The organism is Streptomyces sp. NBC_01426 (assembly GCF_036231985.1).
Classification (GTDB): domain Bacteria; phylum Actinomycetota; class Actinomycetes; order Streptomycetales; family Streptomycetaceae; genus Streptomyces.
This window is the reverse complement of the sequence record NZ_CP109500.1, coordinates 3,741,948-3,768,580: the sequence shown is the minus strand read 5'-3', so window position 1 is coordinate 3,768,580 and position 26,633 is coordinate 3,741,948. Positions and strand designations below refer to the sequence as shown.

Here is a 26,633-nt window from a genome sequence, read left to right as displayed (position 1 = left end):
GGCATCGGGCCGGTCAGGCCGTCGGCTCGGTCGGGCTCGCCAGGGCGTCGTGTCGGGTCCGCCAGGGCGCCGGGTCGGGTCCCCGGCCGGCGCGGGTCGGCCGCCGGGGCGGGTCGGTCAGGCCGTGTGCAGGGTGGCCAGGGCGCGCCGGGCCACCTCGCGCCCGATCGGGAGCGACGCGGTCGCGGCCGGCGACGGGGCGTTGAGGACGTGCACCGTGCGCGGCGCCTCCCGGATCAGGAAGTCGTCCACGAGCGTTCCGTCGCGCAGGACGGCCTGCGCCCGCACCCCGGCCGAGGCCGGGACCAGGTCCGAGGCTTCCACCGCCGGCAGCAGCCGCCGCACGGCCTCGGTGAACGCCCGTCTCGACAGCGACCGTCGGATCTCGCCCGCGCCGTACCGCCAGTGCCGCGCGGCCATCCGCCACGACCCCGGCCAGGCGAGCTCGTCGGCGAGGTCCCGCGGCCGGACCACGCCCCACCCGTACCCCTCCCGCGCGAGCGCCGGCACCGCGTTCGGGCCGACGTGGACCCCGCCGCCGATGCCCCGGGTCAGGTGCACCCCGAGGAAGGGGAACGCCGGGTCCGGCACCGGATAGACCAGCCCCCGGACCAGCGACGGCCGCGCCAGGTCGTAGTACTCGCCCCGGAACGGGACGATCCGCATCCCCGGGTCGTCGCCGGCCAGCCGCGCGATGCGGTCGCACTGCAGCCCGGCGCAGTTCACCAGCACCCGCGCCCGCACCACCGTGCCCGACGTGGTGCGCACCGCGACCCCGCCGGAACGTCGCGAGATCAGGTCGACCGCGCCGCCGTAGACGATCTCCGCCCCGGAGGACTCCGCCAGCTGCGCCGCGACCTGCCCGTAGTCCACGATGCCGGTCGTGCCGACATGGATCGCGGCCAGCCCGCGCACCTCCGGCTCGTACTCCGAGATCTGGGCCGGGCCCAGCTCCCGCACGGGGATGCCGTTCTCCCGGCCCCGCTGGACCAGCGCGTGCAGCCGCGGCAGCTCGGACCGCTCCGTGGCGACGATCAGCTTGCCCGTCACCTCGTGCGCGATCCCGTGCTCCGCGCAGAACTTGACCATCTCGGCGGCCCCGCCGACCGCGAAGCGCGCCTTCAGCGAGCCGGGCCGGTAGTAGATGCCGCTGTGGATCACACCGCTGTTGCGCCCCGTCTGGTGTCGGGCCGGGCCGGGCTCCTTCTCCAGGACGACCACCCGGGTCCCCGGGGCCAGCCGCGCCAAGGCATGCGCGGTCGACAGGCCGACGATTCCGCCGCCGATCACCAGCACATCGCAGTCCACGCCGCCGCCCACGCTGACACCTCCCACCCCTGCATACTGCACCCCGCCACCGACAACGTGGCTACGCGGGGGCGACCAGCAGCGGCCGGGCCCGTTCGCGCAGCTCCACGACACGCGGTTCGTCCCCGTACGGTTCCAGCCGGTGCAGCAGGTCCCGTACGTACTCGTTCGTCCGCGCGGAAGAGATCCGTCCCGCGACCTCTACTGCCCGGGTACCGGCCGCGCACGCCGCGTCGAGGTTGCCCGACTCCAGCTCCGCGACCGCGCTCACCACCAGGCGCAGGCCGTGCGAGCGCACGTACTCCTCGGTCGGGCGGGACAGCGCCTGCTCGGTGAAGCGGCGGACCTGCCGGGGGAGTTTGAGGTCTCGGTAACATTCCGCCGCATCCGCCGCGAACCGGTCGTACGAGTAGAAACCCAGCCAGGTCGGATCCGCGTCGCCCTCCCGCGCCCGCTCCAGCCAGCCCTCGGACGCCCGCAGCGCCGCCCCGGCGGCCACGGGGTCGCCGGCCTTCGCGTGCGCCCGGGCCTCGACGAGGCGGAAGAAGCTCATGGTGCGGGCCGTCGCGAGGCCGCGGTTGCGCTCGACGGCGGCCTGGGCCAGGTCCACGCCCTCGTCCGGGAAGTCCCGGTAGGTCGCCTGGAGGGACATCGAGGCCAGCACGTACCCGCCGAGCGGCACGTCCGCGGCGGCCCGGGCGAGCCTCAGCGCCTGGATGTAGTAGCGCTGGGCCGCCTCCTGCTGACCGGTGTCGAAGGCCATCCACCCGGCCAGCCGGGTCAGTTCGGCGGTGGCACCGAACAGCGCCCGCCCCACCTCGTCGGTGTACGAGCCGAGCAGCAGCGGCGCCGCGTCCACCCGCAGGCACTCCGGGACCATCGAGGAACGCCAGTCACCGCCTCCGTACTTGGAGTCCCAGCGGCGCGCGTCCTCGGCGGCCTCGCGCAGCTTGGTGACGTCGCTGTGGCCCACGCGCTGCGGGACCGCCTCCGTCAGTGCCGAGGCCCCCTTCGTCGCACCGCCCGGTTCGCGCGGTGCGTGCGCGGTGCGCGGCGCGGACGCGACGCGTGGGGTCTCCGGGATCCGCGGGACCACGTCGGACGGCGGAGCGGAGGCCGTGGACGGGACGGACGACGGGCCCCCGGTGGACGGCGCCTCCGTCGGCAGATCCCGTGCCTGCGACCCGCCCGGACCGGCCCCCGGTTCCCGCGCGACGGAACTGTCGGCGGGGGATATCAGCCAGCGCGAGGCGGGCGTCGCGTAGGCGGACACGGCGAAGGAGCCGGCCAGCGACTGCCAGATCCCGCCACCGCCCCGCCGGCCCGCGAGGTCGAGCCGGTACAGATCCGTGGCCGACCGCACCGCCGCCCCCACGTCGCGGGGGAAGGCCAGACCGACCTCCGGCGCCGGGTCGGCGTCCGCCAGTCCGATCTCGTGCAGCGGCACCGGCCGCCCCAGCTTCGCCCCGATCGCGGCGGCGATCAGATGCGGGGCGGCGCCCTGCGGCACCATCCCCTTGGACACCCAACGCGCCACCGACGTCTTGTCGTACCGAAGCGTCAGGCCGCGCTGTGCGCCGAGGTCGTTCACCCGCCGGGCCAGCCCCGCGTTGCTGATGCCCGCGAGGGCGAGGACGGCGCCGAGCTTCTCATTGGGCTCGCGGAGCTCCCTGGACATGCGCCACCCCTCGTCACACGCGGAACGCAGACGCCGCCGGGGCATAGGCGCCCGGCATTTCGTAAACCCAGCGTAGTTCCCCGCCTCCCAAGCGTTAAGGCCTCCCCTTCCGTATGGCGGGATTGTTGTCCGTACGCACAGTCAGGGTGGGGCCCACACCCGGGGCGCACGTGTCAGCGCGTGCTCCGTCCGTGTGGCCGTGCGCCCGGCCGTGCGCTCTGGCTGCCCCCCGGGCCCGGCGATTCGATGTGCGGTGCGTGGGTCGGCCCGCCGCGTGGATCGGGTGGGCCGGGGGACGCCGCTGCCTCAATCCCCGCGGGTGGCGGAACGGTTCGGGGGGTGGATGCCGCCTCCCGGGCCGCGCCCCGGGAAGCCGGGCCGCGCGGGGAACCAGTACGGCCGAAGAATGGCCGAAACCGACCTATGGGACGCCGGGCACGGAACGCCAAATACCGCGTGACGGGGGCGTGTTCGTTTGCATGTGCGCCCCCCTCAACCCCTCTCGCACGCCTGTCTCGTGGCAGCATGGACCCCGAGCCACCCGGGGTTCGTACGGTCGCGCCCGCACGCCGACCACGCTGTACGTGCCCCGGTCATGTGCCCACGGGCTGGGGAGGCGGCGGCGTGCGCTGGTTGGTCGGGTGGAGCAGTATCGCCGCGAGCTTCGGCACGGCCGGACGCGTCTCCGGCCAGGGCGTTTCCGGTTCCGCGTACGGGTCCTCGCACCGACCCGGCGCCGACGGCCCCCCGTACGGAACCGCCTACGCGGACCCCCCGCAGGGCGGCATCGCCGACGCGGCCCACCCCGACGACCCCGCCGCCCAGGACGCCGAACGCACCGTCCAACCCGTCGGCGCCCAACTCCTGTGGGGCGACCCCGACCCCCTCTGGGCCGTCGGGGACTGGCGCCCCGACGAGATCCGCACCGTCACCGCCGACCCCGCCGACCCCTTCACCCGGCTCGCCGTCCTCGGCTGCTGCGGAGCCACCGACGCCGAACTGCGCCGCGCCCTGTACGCCGCCCGCGGCGGCGCCCTGCGCCACCTCACCCAGTGGTCCGGCAGCTACACGGCCGTCGTCCAGGCCGGCCGCCGCATCACCGTCCTCGGCGACCTCGCCGGCGCCCGCCCCGTCTTCTACACGCCCTGGGCGGGCGGCACCGCGTACGCCACCGCCGCGCTCCCGCTCGCCGACCTCATCGAGGCGCAGCTCGACATCGGCCACCTCGCCGCCCTCCTGGCCTGCCCCGACAGCCCCGAGGCACTGGGCGACGGCACACCGTACGTCGGCGTTCGACGCATCCCGCCCGGCCACACCCTGATCCTGCGCGAGGGCTCCCGCGAGATCACCGGCTACGAATCCGTGGCCTCCCTCGCCGTGGCCGCCCCCGAAGCCGACCCCGAGCGCGCCGTGGAGGGCGTGCGCGAAGCATTGGTCGACGCGGTGCGCGCCCGGCTCACGGCGCCCCGCCATGCCCCCGACACCCTGCTCCCCGACCCCGGCCCCGTGCCCGGAATGGGACCCGCCGACCGCCGCGCCGCCCGCGGCGCCCCCGCACCGGGCGTCGGCGCCGACCTCTCCGGCGGCAGCGCCTCCGCGACCCTCGCCCTCCTCGCCGCCGGCCTCCCCGGCTCCCCGGGCTCCGTTCTGCGGCAATCCGGCGAACGCCTCCTCGCCGTCACCTTCAACGACCTCGCCACCCCCCAGGGTCGCGAGGGCGAACTCGAACGCGCCCACGCCATCGCCGCCGACCCCCGCCTCCACCACGTCGTCGTCGCCGCCGCCGAGGAAGCCCTCCCGTACGCCGAACTCGACGGCCCGCTCACCGACGAACCCGGCCCCTCCCTCGTCTTCGCCGCCCGCGAACGCCGCAGACTCGCCGCCGGCTCCGCCGACCACTTCACCGGCCACGGAGCCCGCCAGGTCCTCGACGCCCACCCCGCCCGCCTCGCCGACCTCCTGATGGACCGCCGCAGACGCCACCTCCTGCGCCCCGTCGCCGCCCTCGCCCGCTCCGCCGCCGGCGAGTCCCTGTTCGTCCCGCTCACCGTCTACTCCGCCGCCCGCCGCCTCGCCCGCACCCCGTACCGCGCGGGCATGGAAGCCGCCGCCGCCCGACTGCGCGACGGAGCCCCCTCGGCCGGCGCGCTCACCCCCGTCGACGCCTCCCTCGCCGCCCTGACCTGGTCCCGCCCCGGCCCCGCCGCGGGCTGGCTCACCGGCGAAGCCCTCGCCGAGGTCGCGATCCGACTCACCGCCGCCGCGGGACGCCCACCCCTGTCCCTGCGCCCCGGCGAGGCCCGCGCCCGCGCCGTCCTCGCCCGACACGCCGCCGACCACCGGGTCTTCGAGCAGGCCGTCGAGGTACGCAGCCAACGCCTGCACGCCCCGTTCCTCGACAACCAGGTCGTACGGGCCGCCCGCGCCCTCCCCGAGTCCCTGCGCGTCCAACCCGGCGCCCGCGCCACGATCCTGCGCAGCGTCCTGTCCTCCGCCGGAGTACGCGAACTCCCGCCCGGCTGGGGCGTCACCGCCCACGCCCCCAACGAGACCGCGACCCGACTCGGCCTGCGCACCGCCCTGCCCGACCTGCTCGCCCTCTTCGCCACCCCCCTGCTGGCGGACGCGGGCCTGATCGAGGCCCGCGTCGTCCGCCAGGCCCTGCTCGACGCGGCCGACGGCCGGCCGGTCCCGCTGGACGGACTCGCCGAACTCGTCTCGATGGAACTGTGGCTCCACCGCCTCCTCGCCCGCCGCGGCACCTGCTGGACGGGCACCACCGCCCCCCGCCGCCGCGCCGTCCCCACAGGCATCCCCCACCGCCGCCCAGCCCTCTCCTGACCCCGTGCCCGAATCCAGCCCCGCCGGCATTTGAGGCGCCCGGCGCAGCCGGGGCAGGCAGCAACGCAGCGGCACGCAGCACTCGGCACGCAGCCCACCGCCCACGGCACGGGCCCGCGCACCCCCGCCCCCGGCACGGCCCCGGTCCCGCCACAAATCCCCACCCACCCCGGCCAGGGGAAGGGCAGAATTGCCCGGTGCAGTACCGAATCCTCGGCCCCACCGAGGCCCGCGACGACTCCCACGCCCCCTTCCCCATCGGCGGCGCCCGCCTCCGCGCCCTCCTCGCCTCCCTGGCGCTCCGCGCCGGTTCCCCGCTCGCCGTCACCGTGACGGACCTCGTCGACGAGGTGTGGGGCGACGACCCGCCCCGGGACGCGCCCGCCGCCCTCCAGGCGCTCGTGTCCCGGCTGCGCCGCGCCCTCGGTGCGCGCGACAGCGTCCTCGCCGACCCGACCGGCGGCTACCGCCTCACCGCGGCCCGCGAGGACGTCGACCTCCACCGGTTCACCCGGCTCGCCCACGAGGGCGTCCGCCGGCTCGACGATCCCGCGACGCCCCCCGCCACCGCCGCCGCGACCCTCCGCCAGGCCCTCGCCCTCTGGCGCGGCCCGGCCCTCGCCGACCTCCCCGAGCCCGCCCGTTCCGCTCTCGCCGCCGCCCCGGAGGCTCTCCGTACGGCCGTGCGGAGAGCCCGGGTCGAGGCCGAGCTCCGGGCCGGCGCCGCGGACCCGGCGTCCCTGCTGCCCGAGCTGGACGCGCTGATCCACGAGCACCCGTACGACGAACCCCTCCGCGCGCTCCAGCTCCGCGCCCTGCGCGCCGCCGGCCGCCCCGCCGACGCCCTCGCCGCGTACGAGCGCACCCGCCGCACCCTCGCCGAGAGCCTGGGCACCGACCCCGGCCCCGCCCTGCGCGCCCTGCACGCGGAACTCCTGCGCCCGCCCCCGGAACCCACCGCGCCCCCCGAACCGCCGGAGGCCCCGCGCGGCAACCTCCGCCCCCGCCTCACCTCCTTCGTGGGCCGCGAGCCCGACCTGGAGGCCCTCCGCGGCGACCTGGCCCGGCACCGCCTCGTCACCCTCATCGGCCCCGGCGGCTCCGGGAAGACCCGCCTCGCCGAGCACGCGGCGGCCGACCACCCGGAACCGGGCTGGCTCGTCGAACTCGCCCGCCTCGACCATCCCGCGGCCGTCCCCGGCGCCGTGCTCAGCGCCCTCGGCCTGCGCGAGAACGGCCTGGTCGCCCGCGAGAAGACACCGGCCGAGGACCCCACCACCCTGCTCATCGACCACTGCGCCCACCGCGGCCTGCTCCTCGTCCTGGACAACTGCGAGCACGTCATCGGCGCGGCCGCCGACCTCGCCGACCGGCTCCTCGCCCACTGCCCCGGCATCCGTGTCCTCGCCACCAGCCGCGAACCCCTCGGTGTCCCCGGCGAGGTGCTGCGCCCGGTGGAGCCCCTGCCGCCCGACCCCGCGCACCGACTGTTCGCCGACCGGGCGGCGGCCGCCCGGCCCGGGTTCACCCCGCACGACGACCCGGCGGCCGTCGCCGAGATCTGCGCCCGCCTCGACGGCCTTCCGCTCGCCATCGAACTCGCCGCCGCCCGGCTGCGGCTGCTCACCCCGCGCCAGATCGCCGACCGGCTCGACGACCGGTTCCGGCTCCTGACCGGCGGATCCCGCACCCTCCTGCCCCGCCAACAGACCCTGCGGGCCGTCGTGGACTGGTCCTGGGACCTGCTCACCGAACCCGAACGCGCCGTCCTGCGCCGCCTCGCCGTCTTCACCGGCGGCTGCGACCTGACCGCCGCCGAGGCCGTCTGCGCGGAACCCGCCCTCGACGTGGCCGACGTCCTCGGCTCCCTCGTCGACAAGTCCCTCGTCCTGGCCGAGCCCACGCCCGACGGCATGCGGTACCGGATGCTCGAAACCATCCACGAGTACGCCATCTCCCGCGCCGCCGACGAGCCGGCGCAGGCCCGCACGACCGCCCTGCGCCACGCCGCGCACTTCCTCGCCCTCGCGGAGGAAGCCGAACCCCTGCTGCGCACGGCCGCCCAACTGCCCTGGATCCGGCGCGTCGAGATCGAGTTGGACAACCTCCGCGCGGCCCTCGACCTGGCCGTGCGGGACGGCGACACCGACACCGCCCAACGCCTCATCTTCGCCCTGGGCTGGTTCTGGTGGCTGCGCAACTACCGCGTCGAGGGCGCCGAGTGGACCGCCCGGGTCATCGCCCTCACCCCGACCGAACCGCCCGAGGGCTCACCCGCGTACGTGACCCACCTGAGCCTGCGGGTGCTCCACATGTTCCTGCGTTCGGAATCCAGCGAGGCCGAGGAGTTCCGCAGCCCCGAGTACCGGGCGCTCGCCCGCCGCATCAAGGAAACCTTCCGCCACGGCTCCCCGGAGACCAACACCTTCCCCGGCGTCCTGTGGCCCACGACCGCCCTCCTCACCGGCGACCTCCTCGACTTCCACACCGACCTCGACGAGGCCGTCGAGAACTGCCGCCGACACGGCGGGGACTGGGAACTCGGCGTCATCCTCATGCTCCGCACCCACGTCGCCATCGACATGGCCGGAGGCCTGCACACCGTCGACGCCGACCTCGTCGAACTCCACGAGATCGCCCACCGCGTCGGCGACCGCTGGACGCGGGCGCAGGTGTCGAGCGCCGCCGGCGAGGTCGCCCTGTCCCGTGGCCAGTACGACTGGGCCCGCATCGAGTACGAGGAGTGCCTGCGCCTCGCCCGCGAGGTCGGCGCCCACATAGAGGCGCCGTTCGCCATCGCCCGGATCGCGGAGACCGCCTACTGCTCCGGCGACATGGAAGGTGCCGAACGCCTCCTGGCCGCATCGGACCGGGAGTCGCGCAAGTACGGCGGGGTGTACGACGTACGGGCTTTCGCGCGTCTGCTCGCCTCGATGATCGCCCTCTACCGGGGCGACTTCGCCAAGGCCCGCGCCGAGTACGTCGTGGCCCGGGCCGAATCCAAGGGAGCCGGCGTCCCCCCGCAGTTCTTCGCGGGGCTCGACAACATCGAAGCCCTCCTCGTCGCCCACGACCAGGGCCCGCGGGCCGCGCTCGCCGGCGTCGGGCCCGCCTTCGCCGACGCGATCTCCACGCACTGCGCGGAACGGGTCCTGGCCGCCCTCGCCGAGACCGCTGCCGGACTGCTGGCCGCCACCGACCGACCCGGCGAAGCCCTGCGGGTCCTCGCGGCGGCCACCGCATGGCGTTCGGGGCACCCCCGCTCGGTTCCCGAGGAGACGTTCCTCGACGGGTTCCCCGAACGGGCCCGCACCCTCCTCGGCCCCACCCGCTCCGCGGCGGAGGAGGCGGCGGGCACCGCACTGACCCCGCCCGAGGTCGCGGTCCTGCTCAAGAGCAGCTGATCACCGCGTCGGCCCAGCTCGCCAACGCCGGCAGCCGCCCCGGCCCGACCCGCTCCACCACCAGGCGCATCGTCTCGTGCCCGGCGAGCGACACCTCGACCCGGGCGGGCGCGTCGCGGTACCCCAGGGCGCCGGACCGCCACAGCCGCCGACCGTCGCCGTACACCGAGAACTGGACCTCGGCGTCCGTCAGCAGCGCCAGACCGTCCATCCCGGCCCGCGCGGAGAAGCTCGCGCACTGCCGGTTGAGGTCGATCTCCACCGAGGAACGGGAGTCGACGGTGATGCCCTGCGAGAACCGCCGCCCGCCGACCTCCAACCCCCAGCGCTGCCACACCCAACTGCTCGCCCAGGTCCGCAGTTCAGGTCCGGTGTGCTTCCCGTACGCGGAGTGCCCGAGCCGCGCCAACGCGTACCCCTGAGCCGGCGCGGGCACCGCCGGAGCCGACGGCTTCGGCGGCTTCCGGGTGGGCGAGGGCTTCGGCGTCGGGCGCACGACGGGCGGCTTCGACGCCGACGGCCTGGCCGAGGGCGCCCGACTCGGCGCCGGCGGCGGCGTGGGCGCGGCACTGCGCCGAGGCGGTACGGCAACCCGCGCCACCGGCGCCTTCGTCCGCGGCGGCCGCGGCCGCGGCTCCGGCGCGGGCGGGGCGGGAGCGGGCACCGCCGGCGCCGCCACCGCGGGCGCCGGCTTCGCCCGGGGTTGCGGCGCGGAGTCGTCCCCGGCCAGCGCGAACACCACCCCGGCGGCCGCCGCGACGGCGATCCCGGCGGCGATGGCGGCCTTGGCCGGCAAGCCCAGCCCCTCGGACACCACCGCCCCGCCCGCCCCGGTCGAAGCCCCACCACCCGCACCAGCACCTGCGGCCCCGGCGGCCCCCGCCCCGGCTCCCGCGGAGGTGCCACCGACCGCGGCGGCGGCAGCCCCCGCACCACCGGCGGCCACGGCCCCACCGGCCACCACGCCGGCCGCCTTCGCCACGTACCCGGCGGCGAACCACCCGATGACCGCGACCGGCAACAGCGCGGGAATCCCCGCGTTGACGTCCTTGAGCTCTCCGGCCGCGAGCCGGCACTTGACGCACTCCTCCAAGTGCTTGCGCAGCCCCCGCTCCGCCCGCACCCGCAACCCGCCCCGCGCGTACGCCCCCAACCGGTCCGCGTACCGCGCGCAGTCCCCGCCCTCGACCAACGCCGAGCTCACGTGCGCCTGCAAGTAGGCCTGCTTGAGCCCTTCACGGGCCCGACTGGCCAGCACCGCAGTCGCGTTGGGGCTCAACCCGAACAGCGGGGCGATCGCACTCGGCGAGGCTTCCTCGACGGTCGTGTGCCACAGCACGGCCTGCCACCGCTCGGGCAGGCTCCGGAAGGCGCGCATCGCCAGGGACTGTTCGGCCTCGTGCATCGCCCGAACGTCCGCGCCCCACTCCAGGGTGTCGTCCCCGGAGAGCCCGGCCAGTCCCGCGCCGCTCTCGGTCCCCGTGGCCGCCTGCTCCGCGAACACCGCGAAGTCCTCCACCAGATGCTCCCGCTTGGCGGTCTTCGCCCACGAGGCCGCGACCCGCCGCACGGTGGTGAGCAGGTACGCCCGCACCGAATGGTCCGGCCCCGCCCCGCCCCGCACCGCCTGGAGGGTTCGTGCGAACACCTCGCCGGTCAGGTCATCGGCGGTGTGCGCGTCCCGGCAACAGGTGCGCGCGTAGCGCCGTACGGATTCGGCGTGCCGACGGAACAACTCCTCATACGATCCGTCGTCACCCCCACGCATCCGGGCGATCAAGTCCGCGTCCGAAGGCGGCAGTTCGCCGTCCTCGACTCCCGAACCGACGTGCCGGCCCGGTTCGCGCTGCGTGGGTACCTGGCGGGCGGGCAGGCTGCCCGCCTCGACCTCGCCGCCGGCGCCACCGAGTGACTCGTCTCGCCCGTCAACGTTCATTGCGGAAGCCCCCGCACGGCACACTCAACCGGTACACCGATCCAGCGTGGCACACGGCGCGGGCGCACCGGCCCCCTCTCACCGCCATCCACTCATCCGAGGAGCATCCGGCGAATCGCCGTGCTGATCCTCACCCGTTCGAGCGAGTAACCGTTCGAGCAAACCGATCGACCGCGTCCACGAAGGCCGCCCGACAAGAAGCGCCCGACACGACTCCCACCGCACGGCACCGCCACACGCCGAGCACCGCACCGACACCCGCCGAGCCGCCCACCGCACACGGTTCGCGGCACCGCACGGTCCACCGCACGCCGCCCAAGCCCGCCGGCCACCACACACGGATCACCGCACGCCGCTCACGGCACCAAGCCGGTACCGGCACGCCGATCACGGCACCAAGCCGATCACGACATGCCAGTCACCACGCCGAGGATCACGCCGCGCCGCTCACCGGCCCCGCGGGCGCCGCGCACCGCACCACGACTCAGACCGTGCGGGACCGCAGACCCTCCAGGAGGATCTCCAGCAGTCGGGCCGAAGCCGCGGCCTGCTGCGCCGGGTCCGGCAGTGCGGGCGCGGCGGTCGCTATCACCAGCAGCACATCGGCCACGGTGACGTCGGCACGCAACTCACCCGCCTCCCGGGCGCGGTCCACCAGTCGGCCGACCACCTCCAGCAGCGCACCCGCGCCGGAGTCGTCCGAGAGCTCGTCCTCGACGGCCGTCCGGGCGCCCACGACCCGAAGGTCCGGCCCGCCGGTCCCGCCGGCCTGACGCTGGTGCGGAACCCTGGCGGCCTCGGCCTCCTCGATCCCGTCCTCGGCGGCCGAGCCGACCCGCAGCACCTGCGGCGGCAGCAGCCGTCCGGCACCGGAGGCCACGGAGGTGCGCAGGAAGCGCGACAGCGCCTGCCACGGCTCCTCCTCCTGGCCCAGAGCGGACGTCGCCTGGTCGGTCAGCCGGGCGGTCTCTTCCTCGGCTATTCGCCGGACCAGCACGTCCTTGCTCGGGAAGCGCCGGTACACCGTGCCGACACCGACGCGGGCGCGCCGCGCCACGTCCTCCATCGGAGCCCCGTAGCCCAGCTCGCCGAATACCTCGCGAGCCGCGCGCAGGACGTGTTCGAGGTTGCGCTGGGCGTCGACACGCAGCGGCGTGGAGCGACCCATTCCGTGCGTGGTGGCACCTGTCATCACGCGGCCGCTGTCAGCAGACAGAGCGGTCGCAGAACCATGGAAATCGGAAATGTGCATATGTTTCCCCCGGTAATCATCTGTCTCCCCCCGGAGACAATCCCCGCCTTCACGCCGAGGGGGGCCACGGTCACGGGGCCCTGGTCCTACTCCTCGACGAGTTACGAACATAGTTGAGCCAGAGTCAATTCAGAAGGGGCAGCCCCGGACGGAGCACCGCCCGATCGGAGCATTCACCCTCACTTTTCCGCCGCAAGCCTCCGGAATCACCTCTTCCGCACCTGCTGACCTGCGCTCCTGCACCCGAATCCACACCCCCGGACAGGCCTGCCCCACCGCTCTCTCCGGTCACACAATCTGCCGGGCCTGTGGACAAACTCCCGGCCACGTTGCGTCATGGGGTGGTGAAGGCTGCTAACTCGCGGGGCACGGCCCCCGGTACCCCGCCCCGAACGCGCATCCTCATCGTGGGCGGCGGATACGTCGGCATGTACACGGCGCTCCGGCTCCAGCGGAAGCTGAGATCCGGCGAAGCCGAGGTCACGGTGATCACCCCCGAGCCCTACATGACGTACCAGCCCTTCCTCCCCGAGGCGGCCGCCGGATCCATCTCCCCCCGCCACGTCGTCGTGCCCCTGCGCCGCGTCCTGACCAAGTGCCGCATCGTCATCGGCCAGGCCCAGCGCATCGACCACGCCAAGCGCGTCGCGACCGTCACCACCCTCGCCACCGCCGAGGAAGGCGCCGGCGACATCGAGATCGCCTACGACGAACTCGTCCTCGCGCCCGGCTCCGTCTCGCGCACCCTCCCCGTCCCGGGGCTCGCCGACTACGGCATCGGATTCAAGACGGTCGAAGAGGCCATCGGCCTGCGCAACCACGTCATCGAACAGATGGACATCGCCTCCTCCACCCGCGACCCCGCGATCCGCGACGCGGCCCTCACCTTCGTCTTCGTGGGCGGCGGATACGCCGGCGTCGAGGCCCTCGGCGAACTGGAGGACATGGCGCGCTTCGCGGCCCGCTACTACCACAACATCAAGCCCGAGGACATGAAATGGGTGCTGGTCGAGGCCAGCGACCGGATCCTCCCCGAAGTCGGCCCCGAGATGGGCGTCTACACCGTGCGTGAACTGCGCCGACGCAACATCGACGTACGCCTGGAAACCCGCCTCGAATCCTGCGAGGACCGCGTCGCCGTCCTCAGCGACGGCGCCCGCTTCCCCACCCGCACCGTCGTCTGGACCGCCGGCGTCAAACCCCACCCGATCCTCGCCGCCTGCGACCTGCCCAAGAACGAACGCGGCCGGCTCGCCTGCACGGCCTTCCTCACCGTCGAGGGCGTCGAACACGCCTGGGCGGCCGGTGACGCGGCAGCCGTCCCCGACATCACCGCCGCCGAACCCGGCCGCGAATGCGCCCCCAACGCGCAACACGCCGTCCGCCAGGCCCGCTCCCTCGCCGACAACCTCCTGGCCGCCCTGCGCGACGAGGTCCTCACGGAGTACGCCCACAAGTACGCCGGTTCCGTCGCGTCCCTCGGCCTCCACAAGGGCGTCGCGTACATCTACGGCCGCAAGCTCAAGGGCTACCCGGCCTGGCTGATGCACCGCGCCTACCACCTCAGCCGCGTCCCCACCTTCAACCGCAAGATGCGCGTTCTTGCGGAATGGACCCTCTCAGGTCTGTTCAAACGCGAGATCGTTTCCCTAGGCTCCCTCGAACACCCCAGAGCAGAATTCGAACTCGCGGCAGGAGGCGGCCCGAAGGACCCGGCACCCCCACCCGCGCCCCAACCGCCGAAGGACGACCAGAGCTGACGTTGTCAGTCCGGTCGGCCACACTGGACGTGTGACCATAGGTGGGCTCACACCTGCACAGAGTGACACCGTCCGGCGATCGACCTGGGGGGAACCGCCCAGCGGCAGCCGGGGGAGACACAGCGACCACTTGCGACACCACGAGGCTTGAACGCAGTGAACTTCACCCGCTGGAGCGCCCGGTTCCCCGGAACGCAGCGCCGCGCCGCCGCCCGGACCGAACACGCCGCCGCCCAGGCCAAACGGGGCGAAGGCTCGGTCCCGGCAGCCCGCGGCGCCGCCACCCACACCCCGGCGCCCCCGGGCGACGGCACCCCCGCGGAGGCCACCGTCTCCGGAACGGGCACGGGCCCCCTCCCGGCCGCGCCCGCCCTCGACGCACTCTCCGTGCGCGAGGTCCTCGGCCTGCTCCCGACGCTCGTCGCCCTCGTCCACGGCCCTGACCACCGCGTCGCGTACGTCAACGACGCCTACGTCGCCGGCTTCGGCCCCCGCACCCCCGGCGCCCCCGCCCACAAGGCCCTCCCCGAACTCGGCGACCTCGGCCTGCTCCCGCTCCTCGACCAGGTCCAGCGCAGCGGCAAGCCCCGTACCGCCAAGAACCGCACCGCGCCCGGCGGCGGCAACTCGTACACGGTCACCTGCACCCCGGTCGAGTTCCCCAAGGCCGACACCGCGTCCGCGCAGGAGCCCCACACCGGCGTACTCGTCCACCTCGCCGACGTCACCGACCACGCCGAGGCCGCGGAGCGACTGCGCGCCAGCGAACGGCGCCAGCGCGAGGCGGCCGTCACCCTCCAGCGCTCCCTCCTGCCCCAGGAACTGGAACAGCCCGACGACCTCCGCGTCGCCGCCACCTACCAGCCCGGCGGCACCGAGGCGGCCGTCGGCGGCGACTGGTACGACGTCATCACCCTCGGCGCCGGCCGCACCGCCCTCGTCATCGGCGACGTCATGGGCCGCGGCGTCCGCGCCGCCGCCGTCATGGGCCAGCTGCGCACCGCCGTCCGCGCGTACGCCCGCCTCGACCTCCCGCCCCACGAGGTCCTGCAACTCCTCGACGGCCTCGCCGCCGAGATCGACGCCAGCCAGATCGCCACCTGCGTCTACGCCGTCCACGACCCCAACGAAGGCCTGCTCGCGTACGCCTCCGCCGGCCACCTCCCGATCCTGGTCCGCGACGAGCACGGCACCGTACGCCGCGCCGCCGACCCCACCGGCCCGCCGCTCGGCACCGGCGGCTGGCTGCACACCTCCGGCACCATCGCCCTGGGCCCCGGCTCCACCGCCGTCCTCTATACCGACGGCCTCGTCGAACGTCGCGGCGAGGACATCGACGAAGGCGTCGCCGCCCTCGAACGCGCCCTCGCCGGCGCCCAGGGCACCCCGTCCGTCATCTGCGACCGCCTGATGCGCGCCCTGGGCGTGGACGCCGACCACGATGACGACGTCGCCGTGATGGTCCTCCAGCAGCCCGCCCGCACCGGCGCCGACGCCGAGCTCTTCCACAACGCCGCCCTGGAACTCCTCGGAGGCATCGAGGCCGCACCGCGCGCCCGCGCCTTCGCCCAGGGCGTCCTCGCCTCCTGGCGTTTCCCGGTCGAGCTGTGCGACCTCGGCGTGCTGGCCGCCAGCGAACTCGTCGCGAACTCCCTCCAGCACGGCACTCCGCCCATGCACCTCCGGCTGCGCCGCACCGACCGTCGCCTGATCATCGAGGTCACCGACGGGGACGACCACCTCCCGCGCCGCCGCCGCGCCGAACCGGCCGACGAGACCGGCCGCGGCATCTCCATCGTCGCCACCATCGCCTCCAACTGGGGATCCCGCCGCACCCCGGGGGGCGGCAAGGCCGTCTGGTGCGAGTTCGCGCTCCCCGACAAGCAGCCCGACAAGCAGTAGAAGCACGACATGACGGTGCCCCCGGTCCGAGAGAGGACCGGGGGCACCGTCATGAAGCGATCTACACGGAAGCGGGCTCCGCGGCCTTCGCCACGGCGACCGGAGCCGCCGGCGCCACCGGAGCGCCCTTCAGCAGCGACGGGTTGTCCTGCGCCGGCGTCAGCTGCTTCCCGAGCCGCAGCGCCAGCCAGGCGATCCCCAGCGAGACCACCACGAACACCCCGATGTAGAGCATCGGCACACCCGCGCCGAGCGGCACGCCCAACGGCCCCAGCGCCAACGCCATCTGCTTGACCAGCGCAAACGCGGAGTTGTACTGCCCCACCGAACCCTCCGGCGCCAGGTCCGCGACGAGCGGCGCGAGCGTCGGCGACAGCATCGCCTCGCCGATCCCGAAGAGCGCGTACGTGGTGACGAACGCGGCCGCGGCCATCACGGCGCTCCCGTGCCCCAGCCCCGAGAACCCGGCGATGAGCCAGGCACCGGTCCAGATCAGACCGACCAGCGCGATCACCCGCGACCGCCGCCGCTTCTCGACGAGCCTCAGCACGACGAACTGCGCCACGACGATCGCACCGGTGTTGGCGGCGAGCGCGAACCCGAGCGTGGAAGGCGAGATCCCGGCGGCCTCGGTACCGAAGGCGGCCAGACCCGACTCGAACTGTCCGTAGCAGGCGAAGAAGACCACGAAGCCCAGGACGAGCAGCTTCACCATGGCCTGGTGCCGCAGCATCCGCTTCCAGCCGCCACCCGCCTGCGACGGGTCCCTCGGCACGGCGTCCTTGATGCTCGGCGCGTGCGGCATCCGCACGGTGGCGATGACACCCGCCAGCACCAGGAACATGACGGCCTCGATACCGAACAGCAGGGTGAAGCTGCCCGGGTGCGCGACGTCCACGATCTGGCCGCCGATGAGACCACCGATGCCGAGACCGAGGTTCTGCATGAAGAACTGGAGCGCGAACGCCCGCGTACGGGTGCTCGGGGTCGAGCACCACACGATCATCGTGGCCAGCGCCGGCTGCATCACGGCCTGCCCGGCGCCCAGCGCCAGGGCGGACAGCAGGATCGGCACGGGCCCGGTGGACAGCCCCAGGGACAGCGCCCCGGCGGACGCGGCCACCGCGGCACCCATCACGACCGGGACGGGACCACGGCGGTCGATGATCCGACCGGTGAAGGGCAGCGCGACGAGAGCGCCCAGGGCGAAGGCCACGAACGCGCTCGTGGCGGCCATGGAGCCCAGATTCCGCACCTGCGCCACATAGATGTAGAGGAACGGAACCGTGAAGCCGATGCCGAACGCGGTCAGCGCGTTCCCGGCCTGGATCCGCCGCATCGCAGCGCCCATCACCTTGGTCACTTTCACCACCTTGATAGCTGAAGCCTGAAGACTTCATTCCTAAAGTTCGAAGCTTAACTCTACACATCGAAGGAGTTAGACGCCAACGAGCTCGTGCCATACTTCGGGCCATGGGTGACACCGACGGCACAACGCCTGTCCACGAACCGAGCCTCGACGAGCAGATCGCCGTCTATCAGCGCGAGTTCCAGGACCTCGATCCCCAGGTCGAAAAGGTGGTCTCGGCGCTGAGCCGGCTGAACCGCCGCATGAACGTCGCGTACGGACGCCAGACCGCGGCCCTGGGCATCAGCAACGCGGAGTGGGAGGTCCTCAAGGCCCTCGTCATCTCCGGATCCCCGTACCGCATGGGTCCCAGCGAGCTGGCCAAGCAGCTGGGCCTCACGCCGGCGGCGATGACCCACCGGATCGACCGGATGACGTCGGAGGGCCTGGTCACCCGTGAGCGCGACGAGTCCAACCGGGTCCGCGTGATCGTGGAGCTCACGGACGAGGGACGCAGCAAGTGGCTCGACGCGATGCGCGCGGCCACGATCTTCGAGGAGGACCTCCTCCAGGACCTCTCCACCGCGGAGCGCGGCGTCCTCGGCGACATGCTGACCCGCCTCCTGGACCGCGTCGAAGACCTTCAAGCCAGGGGTTGACACACCCCTCGCGGATCCGTAAGGTTCTTCGAGTTGTCCCAGAGTCAACTGGTTTTGGCGACAACAACTCCCGCCGCCTCGTTGCGGCACCCCAACTCAGCACGATCTCCCACCGGGAACGAATTCGGCATGCCCGAATTAATTTCCGAAGGTCGATTATGAATCGCCTGGGAAGTCCACTAGAGTTCTGGGAGTCGGAAGGGCCCAACAGCCCGGAAGACAAGCCCCGCTGACTGGGAGTCAGGCCCGAAAGGTTCTGATAGAGTCGGACTCGCCGGAAAGGGAAAACGCGAAAGCGAAGAACCTGGAAGGCGGAAAACAAGCGAGACTGGCTCTGATAGAGTCGGAAACGCAAGAACGAAGGAAGCGCCCGGAGGAAAGCCCGAGAGGGTGAGTACAAAGGAAGCGTCCGTTCCTTGAGAACTCAACAGCGTGCCAAAAATCAACGCCAAAAGTTGATACCCCGTCCATTTCGGTGGATGAGGTTCCTTTGAAAAAGACCTGTGAGGTCGCCATCCTTCGGGATGGTGGTGCTTGCAGGCGATTACACAGCGAGGACGCAGTGGTCGATCGGTCTTATTCCGACATGATCGGCCCGCTCTAAGTGCGTGTGCACCCGATTACGGGTAAACATTCATGGAGAGTTTGATCCTGGCTCAGGACGAACGCTGGCGGCGTGCTTAACACATGCAAGTCGAACGATGAAGCCCTTCGGGGTGGATTAGTGGCGAACGGGTGAGTAACACGTGGGCAATCTGCCCTTCACTCTGGGACAAGCCCTGGAAACGGGGTCTAATACCGGATAACACTCCTGCCTGCATGGGTGGGGGTTAAAAGCTCCGGCGGTGAAGGATGAGCCCGCGGCCTATCAGCTTGTTGGTGGGGTAATGGCCCACCAAGGCGACGACGGGTAGCCGGCCTGAGAGGGCGACCGGCCACACTGGGACTGAGACACGGCCCAGACTCCTACGGGAGGCAGCAGTGGGGAATATTGCACAATGGGCGAAAGCCTGATGCAGCGACGCCGCGTGAGGGATGACGGCCTTCGGGTTGTAAACCTCTTTCAGCAGGGAAGAAGCGAAAGTGACGGTACCTGCAGAAGAAGCGCCGGCTAACTACGTGCCAGCAGCCGCGGTAATACGTAGGGCGCAAGCGTTGTCCGGAATTATTGGGCGTAAAGAGCTCGTAGGCGGCTTGTCACGTCGGATGTGAAAGCCCGAGGCTTAACCTCGGGTCTGCATTCGATACGGGCTAGCTAGAGTGTGGTAGGGGAGATCGGAATTCCTGGTGTAGCGGTGAAATGCGCAGATATCAGGAGGAACACCGGTGGCGAAGGCGGATCTCTGGGCCATTACTGACGCTGAGGAGCGAAAGCGTGGGGAGCGAACAGGATTAGATACCCTGGTAGTCCACGCCGTAAACGTTGGGAACTAGGTGTTGGCGACATTCCACGTCGTCGGTGCCGCAGCTAACGCATTAAGTTCCCCGCCTGGGGAGTACGGCCGCAAGGCTAAAACTCAAAGGAATTGACGGGGGCCCGCACAAGCAGCGGAGCATGTGGCTTAATTCGACGCAACGCGAAGAACCTTACCAAGGCTTGACATATACCGGAAAGCATTAGAGATAGTGCCCCCCTTGTGGTCGGTATACAGGTGGTGCATGGCTGTCGTCAGCTCGTGTCGTGAGATGTTGGGTTAAGTCCCGCAACGAGCGCAACCCTTGTCCTGTGTTGCCAGCATGCCCTTCGGGGTGATGGGGACTCACAGGAGACCGCCGGGGTCAACTCGGAGGAAGGTGGGGACGACGTCAAGTCATCATGCCCCTTATGTCTTGGGCTGCACACGTGCTACAATGGCCGGTACAATGAGCTGCGATACCGTGAGGTGGAGCGAATCTCAAAAAGCCGGTCTCAGTTCGGATTGGGGTCTGCAACTCGACCCCATGAAGTCGGAGTTGCTAGTAATCGCAGATCAGCATTGCTGCGGTGAATACGTTCCCGGGCCTTGTACACACCGCCCGTCACGTCACGAAAGTCGGTAACACCCGAAGCCGGTGGCCCAACCCGTAAGGGAGGGAGCTGTCGAAGGTGGGACTGGCGATTGGGACGAAGTCGTAACAAGGTAGCCGTACCGGAAGGTGCGGCTGGATCACCTCCTTTCTAAGGAGCACAGTACCGATTGCAGACAAATGTTCTGCACGGTCAGCTCATGGGTGGAACGTTGATTATTTGGCACGGTCTTCCAATACATCCTGCAAGTACTGCCCTCGGGCGTGGAAAGCGGTGATGGTGGCGGAGGGTCGTGCCTGGCACGTTGTTGGGTATCTGAGGGTACGGCCGTAAGGTTGTATCTTCGCGATGCCGGCCCCAGTGAACTTGATCTGTATGGATCAGGGTGATGGGTGACTGGTCGTTGCTTGAGAACTACACAGTGGACGCGAGCATCTGTGGCCAAGTTTTTAAGGGCACACGGTGGATGCCTTGGCACCAGGAACCGATGAAGGACGTGAGAGGCCGCGATAGGCCCCGGGGAGCTGCCAACTGAGCTTTGATCCGGGGGTGTCCGAATGGGGAAACCCGGCAGTCGTCATGGGCTGTCACCCACTGCTGAACACATAGGCAGTGTGGAGGGAACGAGGGGAAGTGAAACATCTCAGTACCCTCAGGAAGAGAAAACAACCGTGATTCCGGGAGTAGTGGCGAGCGAAACCGGATGAGGCCAAACCGTATGCGTGTGATACCCGGCAGGGGTTGCGCATGCGGGGTTGTGGGAATTCTTTTGATCGGTCTGCCGGCCGGTCGGCGAGTCAGAAACCGTTGATGTAGTCGAAGGACATGCGAAAGGTCCGGCGTAGAGGGTAAGACCCCCGTAGACGAAACATCAGCGGCTTGCTTAAGAATCTCCCAAGTAGCACGGGGCCCGAGAAATCCCGTGTGAATCTGGCGGGACCACCCGCTAAGCCTAAATATTCCCTGGTGACCGATAGCGGATAGTACCGTGAGGGAATGGTGAAAAGTACCGCGGGAGCGGAGTGAAATAGTACCTGAAACCGTGTGCCTACAAGCCGTGGGAGCGTCGCTGTATGTGCTTGCACATACAGTCGTGACTGCGTGCCTTTTGAAGAATGAGCCTGCGAGTTAGCGGTGTGTAGCGAGGTTAACCCGTGTGGGGAAGCCGTAGCGAAAGCGAGTCCGAATAGGGCGATTGAGTTGCACGCTCTAGACCCGAAGCGGAGTGATCTAGCCATGGGCAGGTTGAAGCGGAGGTAAGACTTCGTGGAGGACCGAACCCACCAGGGTTGAAAACCTGGGGGATGACCTGTGGTTAGGGGTGAAAGGCCAATCAAACTCCGTGATAGCTGGTTCTCCCCGAAATGCATTTAGGTGCAGCGTCGTGTGTTTCTTGCCGGAGGTAGAGCACTGGATAGGCGATGGGCCCTACCGGGTTACTGACCTTAGCCAAACTCCGAATGCCGGTAAGTGAGAGCACGGCAGTGAGACTGTGGGGGATAAGCTCCATGGTCGAGAGGGAAACAGCCCAGAGCATCGACTAAGGCCCCCAAGCGTACGCTAAGTGGGAAAGGATGTGGAGTCGCAGAGACAACCAGGAGGTTGGCTTAGAAGCAGCCACCCTTGAAAGAGTGCGTAATAGCTCACTGGTCAAGTGATTCCGCGCCGACAATGTAGCGGGGCTCAAGCGTACCGCCGAAGTCGTGTCATTCCAGCACATACCCCCAACGGGGGCTGGGATGGGTAGGGGAGCGTCGTGTGCCGGGTGAAGCAGCAGCGGAAGCTAGTTGTGGACGGTTCACGAGTGAGAATGCAGGCATGAGTAGCGATACACACGTGAGAAACGTGTGCGCCGATTGACTAAGGGTTCCTGGGTCAAGCTGATCTGCCCAGGGTAAGTCGGGACCTAAGGCGAGGCCGACAGGCGTAGTCGATGGACAACCGGTTGATATTCCGGTACCCGCTTTGAAACGCCCAATATCGAATCCTCTAATGCTAAGGCCGTGAAGCCGTTCCGGACCCTTCGGGGAAAGGAAAGTGGTGGAGCCGCCGGCCCAAGGTGGTAGTAGGTAAGCGATGGGGTGACGCAGGAAGGTAGTCCAACCCGGGCGGTGGTAGTCCCGGGGTAAGGGTGTAGGCCGAGGGGTAGGCAAATCCGTCCCTCATTAAGGCTGAGACCTGATGCCGAGCCGATTGTGGTGAAGTGGATGATCCTATGCTGTCGAGAAAAGCCTCTAGCGAGTTTCATGGCGGCCCGTACCCTAAACCGACTCAGGTGGTCAGGTAGAGAATACCGAGGCGTTCGGGTGAACTATGGTTAAGGAACTCGGCAAAATGCCCCCGTAACTTCGGGAGAAGGGGGGCCATCACCGGTGATAGCACTTGCTGCTTGAGCTGGGGGTGGCCGCAGAGACCAGCGAGAAGCGACTGTTTACTAAAAACACAGGTCCGTGCGAAGCCGTAAGGCGATGTATACGGACTGACGCCTGCCCGGTGCTGGAACGTTAAGGGGACCGGTTAGTGCGCTTTCGGGCGTGCGAAGCTGAGAACTTAAGCGCCAGTAAACGGCGGTGGTAACTATAACCATCCTAAGGTAGCGAAATTCCTTGTCGGGTAAGTTCCGACCTGCACGAATGGCGTAACGACTTCTCGACTGTCTCAACCATAGGCCCGGTGAAATTGCACTACGAGTAAAGATGCTCGTTTCGCGCAGCAGGACGGAAAGACCCCGGGACCTTTACTATAGTTTGATATTGGTGTTCGGTTCGGCTTGTGTAGGATAGGTGGGAGACTTTGAAGCAGCCACGCCAGTGGTTGTGGAGTCGCCGTTGAAATACCACTCTGGTCGTGCTGGATGTCTAACCTCGGTCCGTGATCCGGATCAGGGACAGTGTCTGATGGGTAGTTTAACTGGGGCGGTTGCCTCCCAAAGAGTAACGGAGGCGCCCAAAGGTTCCCTCAGCCTGGTTGGCAATCAGGTGTTGAGTGTAAGTGCACAAGGGAGCTTGACTGTGAGACCGACGGGTCGAGCAGGGACGAAAGTCGGGACTAGTGATCCGGCGGTGGCTTGTGGAAGCGCCGTCGCTCAACGGATAAAAGGTACCCCGGGGATAACAGGCTGATCTTCCCCAAGAGTCCATATCGACGGGATGGTTTGGCACCTCGATGTCGGCTCGTCGCATCCTGGGGCTGGAGTCGGTCCCAAGGGTTGGGCTGTTCGCCCATTAAAGCGGTACGCGAGCTGGGTTTAGAACGTCGTGAGACAGTTCGGTCCCTATCCGCTGTGCGCGTAGGAATATTGAGAAGGGCTGTCCCTAGTACGAGAGGACCGGGACGGACGAACCTCTGGTGTGCCAGTTGTCCTGCCAAGGGCATGGCTGGTTGGCTACGTTCGGGAGGGATAACCGCTGAAAGCATCTAAGCGGGAAGCCTGCTTCAAGATGAGTATTCCCACCTCCTTGAGAGGGTAAGGCTCCCAGTAGACGACTGGGTTGATAGGCCAGATGTGGAAGCCCGGTAACGGGTGGAGCTGACTGGTACTAATAGGCCGAGGGCTTGTCCTCAGTTGCTCGCGTCCACTGTGTTAGTTCTGAAGTAACGAACTGTGTTCATATCCGGTTGGTTAACTTCATAGTGTTTCGGTGGTCATAGCGTTAGGGAAACGCCCGGTTTACATTCCGAACCCGGAAGCTAAGCCTTTCAGCGCCGATGGTACTGCAGGGGGGACCCTGTGGGAGAGTAGGACGCCGCCGAACAATCATTGTGGGAAAGCCCCGCACCCTTCAGGGTGCGGGGCTTTTCTGCGTTCCAGACCAGGTTGTCGGGTTCGGCTGGGTATCCTGGCCGCGTTCCCCAGGAGGACACGATGACAGCACAGCAGCTGGAAGACGGCGGCCCGCTCATCCCTCAGCCGGCCATGACCCGGGAAGCGCTCCGGGACGCCGTTCGCCGCATCGACATGGCGAATCTCGCCGTGCTCGACAGGGAGTGCAACGAGGCGTTCGATCGCGCCGCGGCAACGGGCGCCATCAATCCGCTGCGGTTCTTCCTGATCAAATGGGCAACGCACGTGGCCATCCATCGCTGGCCGGCTCGGGCGGCGGCTCTCCACGAAGCAGAACGCATCGCCGGAGACCCGAATGCGACCGAGCAGGAGTTCCGGTCGGCGATGGAGACCAGCAGCCGCATCCTGGCCGAGGCCCAGGAGGAGATCGGCCGGTGAGTTCCCGCGGCGAAAGCGTGGAGAACGAGAGCGGCTGGGCATGGGAATGCGATCCCGGTCGGCTGTGGGTCCTCGGAGACATGCCTGCGGAACAGCAGAGGTTGGTCGGCTTTGTCATGGACGGGCTCGTGGACCTGGCGTCGATGGGCATCGACCCCAAGGACGGCAGCCTCTACGAGGACGAGCAGCCGATGCGGCTCCGTACGTATGAGGACGAGCACCTCATGCTCTGGTACCAGACCATCCCGCATCGCAGCCGCGTCTACCTGAAGCGCGTCAACCTCTAACGGTACCGAGGCGACCCTCCGGCTTGGTGGCCGTGCTGGACGTTGGCGGGTACGAGATCGTCCGCCGCGACCCCACCCGAGACGACCACGAGGTCACCACCTCCCCAGGCAGCATCGACCCCGCCCGCGAGCTCACCCTTTTGGATGGCCGTCCGACCGCTGCATCAGCGCTCGTTGATCCCGTTGCCACCCCGGCGTCGAACCTTCGCGGCCCGCTCCCGTGCTCTGAAGCCTTCGCCTGACGGTCACGGCTTGGAGCGATTCCGCGGTCGCTGGACCGCGAACATGCAGTCGGCTTGTCAACAAGGACGACGGCCGCTCAGCGAATGGCTGTGACCTGCCGGAAGTGTCGGTCCCTCATGTCACTCTGGCCGCGGCCAGGTCGGCGGGGTGAGGGGATGCTGAGGGGATGGGGGCTGCGTACTACCGGGCATGGCCTGCCCTGGCCCGGTCCTCGAAGACCAGCACGCAGTCCCCTGCGGGTTTCCCACCGGTCAGCGAAATCGGACGGGGCCAACCAGGTTCCTTTCAGCCGGTACGCAGCCGGCCATCGGGTACCACCTTGGTCCTTTGTCTGTTCCGTGCTGGTGGCCCTCACCGTCATTGGCGCGGGCAACCGCATTCGGCACACCCGACCGGTCGCTGAGGGAAGCGAGACCGCGGTGGTTGCTGATCTTTCCGGCCACAGCACTAGGCATGCCCATCGGCGGACTCGACGGCGTCGATGTCCAGGCGGCCCTGCACCTCAGCGCGGTTCTCATCTGGCACGGAGGTAGTCCGCGCCGCTCGAACAGATCTCTGGTGTCCTTGATCGAACGATGTCCGGCAGCACGTCGGAGGACGCGGCCGTGGTACTGCCGTCGATCAAGAACCGACCGTGTGCACGACTGTCTCCCGGCCGGATCCGGGTGGCGGCCCCGGGTCGGCCTTCTCTGTGGGGCGGATGTCGATGGAGGCGCGAGGCGCGTTTGGTCTTCGGCGCGGAGTGGGGACAGCCGATGTCGCGTGCGGCCATCCAGGGGCGTTGTCGCCATCCGGGGAGGCCTCCCCGGATGGCGACGTCGATGTGGCTGGTTCGCGGGGCTGGTCATGGCACCGATCGGACCATCGGCCAAGTCTGGCGCGGTAGTTGAGGAGGGTGGTGGCTGTCGTCTTGGGCCAGGTTCTGGTGGACGGAACCAGGACGGGGCCGCTACTGGCGGGTCCGGGGCGGCTGGCCCGGGCAGTTCAGGCAGCGGGGAGTCGACCTGGGCGGGGAGCGAGAGCGGGGGCTGCTGGGTCGGTTCCGGCGGCCGGTCTCGTCCGCGGTCGAGGCAGATGGTCTGCTGCCCCGCCGGTCTCTCCCTAGGCGGTGGCCGAGCTGGTCTACCGCGATGGGAAGGAACACCCCAGTCTGGTGCCTGTGTTTATGGGGGTGGTGCCGGATCGTTGCGTGCCTGGTGGTGAGGCGAACTCCCGGTCGGTTCGCCTGCGGGACCTACCGATGGCGGGCTCTTCGGGTTCGTTGGCCCGAGCTTCTTTCTTAGGGGCGCGAGCCGCGTGCTGATGAGAGCGCACCATCGTGGAGTCGTCCGACGCAACCCGGTCCAAGTCCTCGTGGCTGGAGAGCTGGGCTACCAGGATGGTGAACCCGCTGCGGGACTGCCGTCGCCATCCGCAGCCGCCGCCAGATGGGCAAGACCCGCGTCGATGCGTCCGGTGAGGAAGCTGTTACGGCTTGGCGGTCCCGGCTGTCGTCTCTACAGACGCCCACCAGGTGATCACTCGGGCTGCCATCGCGTCGGGGCGGATGCCCACGGGGTCGAGGTCGAAGTGGACCTTGAGCTCGTGCCGCAGATCGCGTTCGGTGGCGGTGCTCCAAGGTCTCACCCGCCCAGACTGCCACCCGGACACGACCACCATGACGGTGGCGCCGGGGAGGAGACACGGTGGAGCCGCCGGACCTCTCCGGAGCCGCCCTCGCGGACAGAGGCCGAACTGGAGGTGGGGGAGGAATGCGTCCGGGCTCGCCACGGGCGGAGCCTGGTA

Annotated in this window: 13 protein-coding genes and 3 rRNA genes; 10 read left to right on the top strand and 6 right to left on the bottom strand. The window is 69.8% G+C overall.

Annotated features, from left to right (window positions below; translation table 11 throughout):
• Nucleotides 1-117: 117 nt before the first annotated feature.
• A complete protein-coding gene (gene lhgO, locus OG906_RS16585; protein ID WP_329443640.1) occupies nt 118-1,350 on the bottom strand; it encodes an L-2-hydroxyglutarate oxidase in 1,233 nt (410 codons plus the stop codon).
• A gap of 19 nt (nt 1,351-1,369) precedes the next feature.
• Nucleotides 1,370-2,986 carry a sporulation protein gene (locus OG906_RS16580; protein WP_329443638.1) on the bottom strand — a complete coding sequence of 539 codons (1,617 nt, stop codon included), beginning with the start codon at nt 2,984-2,986 and terminating at the stop codon, nt 1,370-1,372.
• 624 nt (nt 2,987-3,610) lie between these two features.
• Here OG906_RS16580 and OG906_RS16575 point away from each other — a divergent pair.
• Together OG906_RS16575 and OG906_RS16570 are read left to right on the top strand one after the other, a co-directional pair.
• On the top strand, nt 3,611-5,827 hold the full coding sequence (locus OG906_RS16575; protein WP_392893803.1) for an asparagine synthase-related protein: 2,217 nt from the start codon (nt 3,611-3,613) through the stop codon (nt 5,825-5,827).
• Between the two features lie 197 nt (nt 5,828-6,024).
• The gene (locus OG906_RS16570; RefSeq protein WP_329443636.1) at nt 6,025-9,231 is read left to right on the top strand and encodes a BTAD domain-containing putative transcriptional regulator; all 3,207 of its coding nucleotides are present in this window, start codon (nt 6,025-6,027) and stop codon (nt 9,229-9,231) included.
• On the opposite strand, the gene OG906_RS16565 is transcribed toward OG906_RS16570, so the two are convergent.
• Nucleotides 9,218-11,167 (bottom strand): sigma-70 family RNA polymerase sigma factor, encoded by a 1,950-nt coding sequence (locus OG906_RS16565; protein WP_329443634.1) that lies wholly within the window; start codon nt 11,165-11,167, stop codon nt 9,218-9,220. The two genes, OG906_RS16570 and OG906_RS16565, sit on opposite strands and share 14 nt — an antisense overlap.
• A 484-nt stretch (nt 11,168-11,651) precedes the next feature.
• Nucleotides 11,652-12,419 (bottom strand): TetR/AcrR family transcriptional regulator, encoded by a 768-nt coding sequence (locus OG906_RS16560; RefSeq protein WP_053676183.1) that lies wholly within the window; start codon nt 12,417-12,419, stop codon nt 11,652-11,654.
• 341 nt (nt 12,420-12,760) lie between these two features.
• On the opposite strand from OG906_RS16560, the gene OG906_RS16555 reads away from it, so the two are divergent.
• Nucleotides 12,761-14,179 (top strand): NAD(P)/FAD-dependent oxidoreductase, encoded by a 1,419-nt coding sequence (locus OG906_RS16555; RefSeq protein ID WP_329443631.1) that lies wholly within the window; start codon nt 12,761-12,763, stop codon nt 14,177-14,179.
• Between the two features lie 156 nt (nt 14,180-14,335).
• On the top strand, nt 14,336-16,081 hold the full coding sequence (locus tag OG906_RS16550) for an ATP-binding SpoIIE family protein phosphatase (protein WP_329448041.1): 1,746 nt from the start codon (nt 14,336-14,338) through the stop codon (nt 16,079-16,081).
• A gap of 61 nt (nt 16,082-16,142) precedes the next feature.
• On the opposite strand, the gene OG906_RS16545 is transcribed toward OG906_RS16550, so the two are convergent.
• Nucleotides 16,143-17,432 (bottom strand): MFS transporter, encoded by a 1,290-nt coding sequence (locus tag OG906_RS16545; RefSeq protein WP_329448040.1) that lies wholly within the window; start codon nt 17,430-17,432, stop codon nt 16,143-16,145.
• A 122-nt stretch (nt 17,433-17,554) separates the two neighbouring features.
• On the opposite strand from OG906_RS16545, the gene OG906_RS16540 reads away from it, so the two are divergent.
• From OG906_RS16540 to OG906_RS16515, 6 genes are all read left to right on the top strand, one after another.
• Complete coding sequence (locus OG906_RS16540) at nt 17,555-18,088, top strand: MarR family winged helix-turn-helix transcriptional regulator (RefSeq protein ID WP_329443629.1); 534 nt, start codon at nt 17,555-17,557, stop codon at nt 18,086-18,088.
• 633 nt (nt 18,089-18,721) lie between these two features.
• Nucleotides 18,722-20,246, top strand: a 16S ribosomal RNA gene (locus OG906_RS16535).
• 289 nt (nt 20,247-20,535) lie between these two features.
• A 23S ribosomal RNA gene (locus tag OG906_RS16530) occupies nt 20,536-23,659 on the top strand.
• 74 nt (nt 23,660-23,733) lie between these two features.
• Nucleotides 23,734-23,851, top strand: a 5S ribosomal RNA gene (gene rrf, locus OG906_RS16525).
• Together the 16S, 23S and 5S rRNA genes form the textbook arrangement of a ribosomal RNA operon.
• 110 nt (nt 23,852-23,961) lie before the next feature.
• Nucleotides 23,962-24,318, top strand: a complete 357-nt coding sequence (locus OG906_RS16520; RefSeq protein ID WP_329443627.1) for a hypothetical protein — start codon at nt 23,962-23,964, stop codon at nt 24,316-24,318.
• The gene (locus tag OG906_RS16515; protein WP_267804133.1) at nt 24,315-24,605 is read left to right on the top strand and encodes a hypothetical protein; all 291 of its coding nucleotides are present in this window, start codon (nt 24,315-24,317) and stop codon (nt 24,603-24,605) included. Before OG906_RS16520 ends, OG906_RS16515 begins: the two co-directional genes overlap by 4 nt.
• Before the next feature lie 1,710 nt (nt 24,606-26,315).
• On the opposite strand, the gene OG906_RS16505 is transcribed toward OG906_RS16515, so the two are convergent.
• The gene (locus OG906_RS16505) at nt 26,316-26,474 is read right to left on the bottom strand and encodes a hypothetical protein (RefSeq protein ID WP_329443624.1); all 159 of its coding nucleotides are present in this window, start codon (nt 26,472-26,474) and stop codon (nt 26,316-26,318) included.
• Nucleotides 26,475-26,633: the final 159 nt, after the last annotated feature.

Excerpts from the sequence above, each read along its gene's own strand:
- OG906_RS16540 (WP_329443629.1), top strand. The coding sequence starts at position 17,555 with ATGGGTGACACCGACGGCACAACGCCTGTCCACGAACCGAGCCTCGAC.
- OG906_RS16545 (WP_329448040.1), bottom strand. The coding sequence starts at position 17,432 with ATGGGCGCTGCGATGCGGCGGATCCAGGCCGGGAACGCGCTGACCGCG.
- OG906_RS16565 (WP_329443634.1), bottom strand. The coding sequence starts at position 11,167 with ATGAACGTTGACGGGCGAGACGAGTCACTCGGTGGCGCCGGCGGCGAG.
- OG906_RS16520 (WP_329443627.1), top strand. The coding sequence starts at position 23,962 with ATGACAGCACAGCAGCTGGAAGACGGCGGCCCGCTCATCCCTCAGCCG.
- OG906_RS16580 (WP_329443638.1), bottom strand. The coding sequence starts at position 2,986 with ATGTCCAGGGAGCTCCGCGAGCCCAATGAGAAGCTCGGCGCCGTCCTC.
- OG906_RS16560 (WP_053676183.1), bottom strand. The coding sequence starts at position 12,419 with ATGCACATTTCCGATTTCCATGGTTCTGCGACCGCTCTGTCTGCTGAC.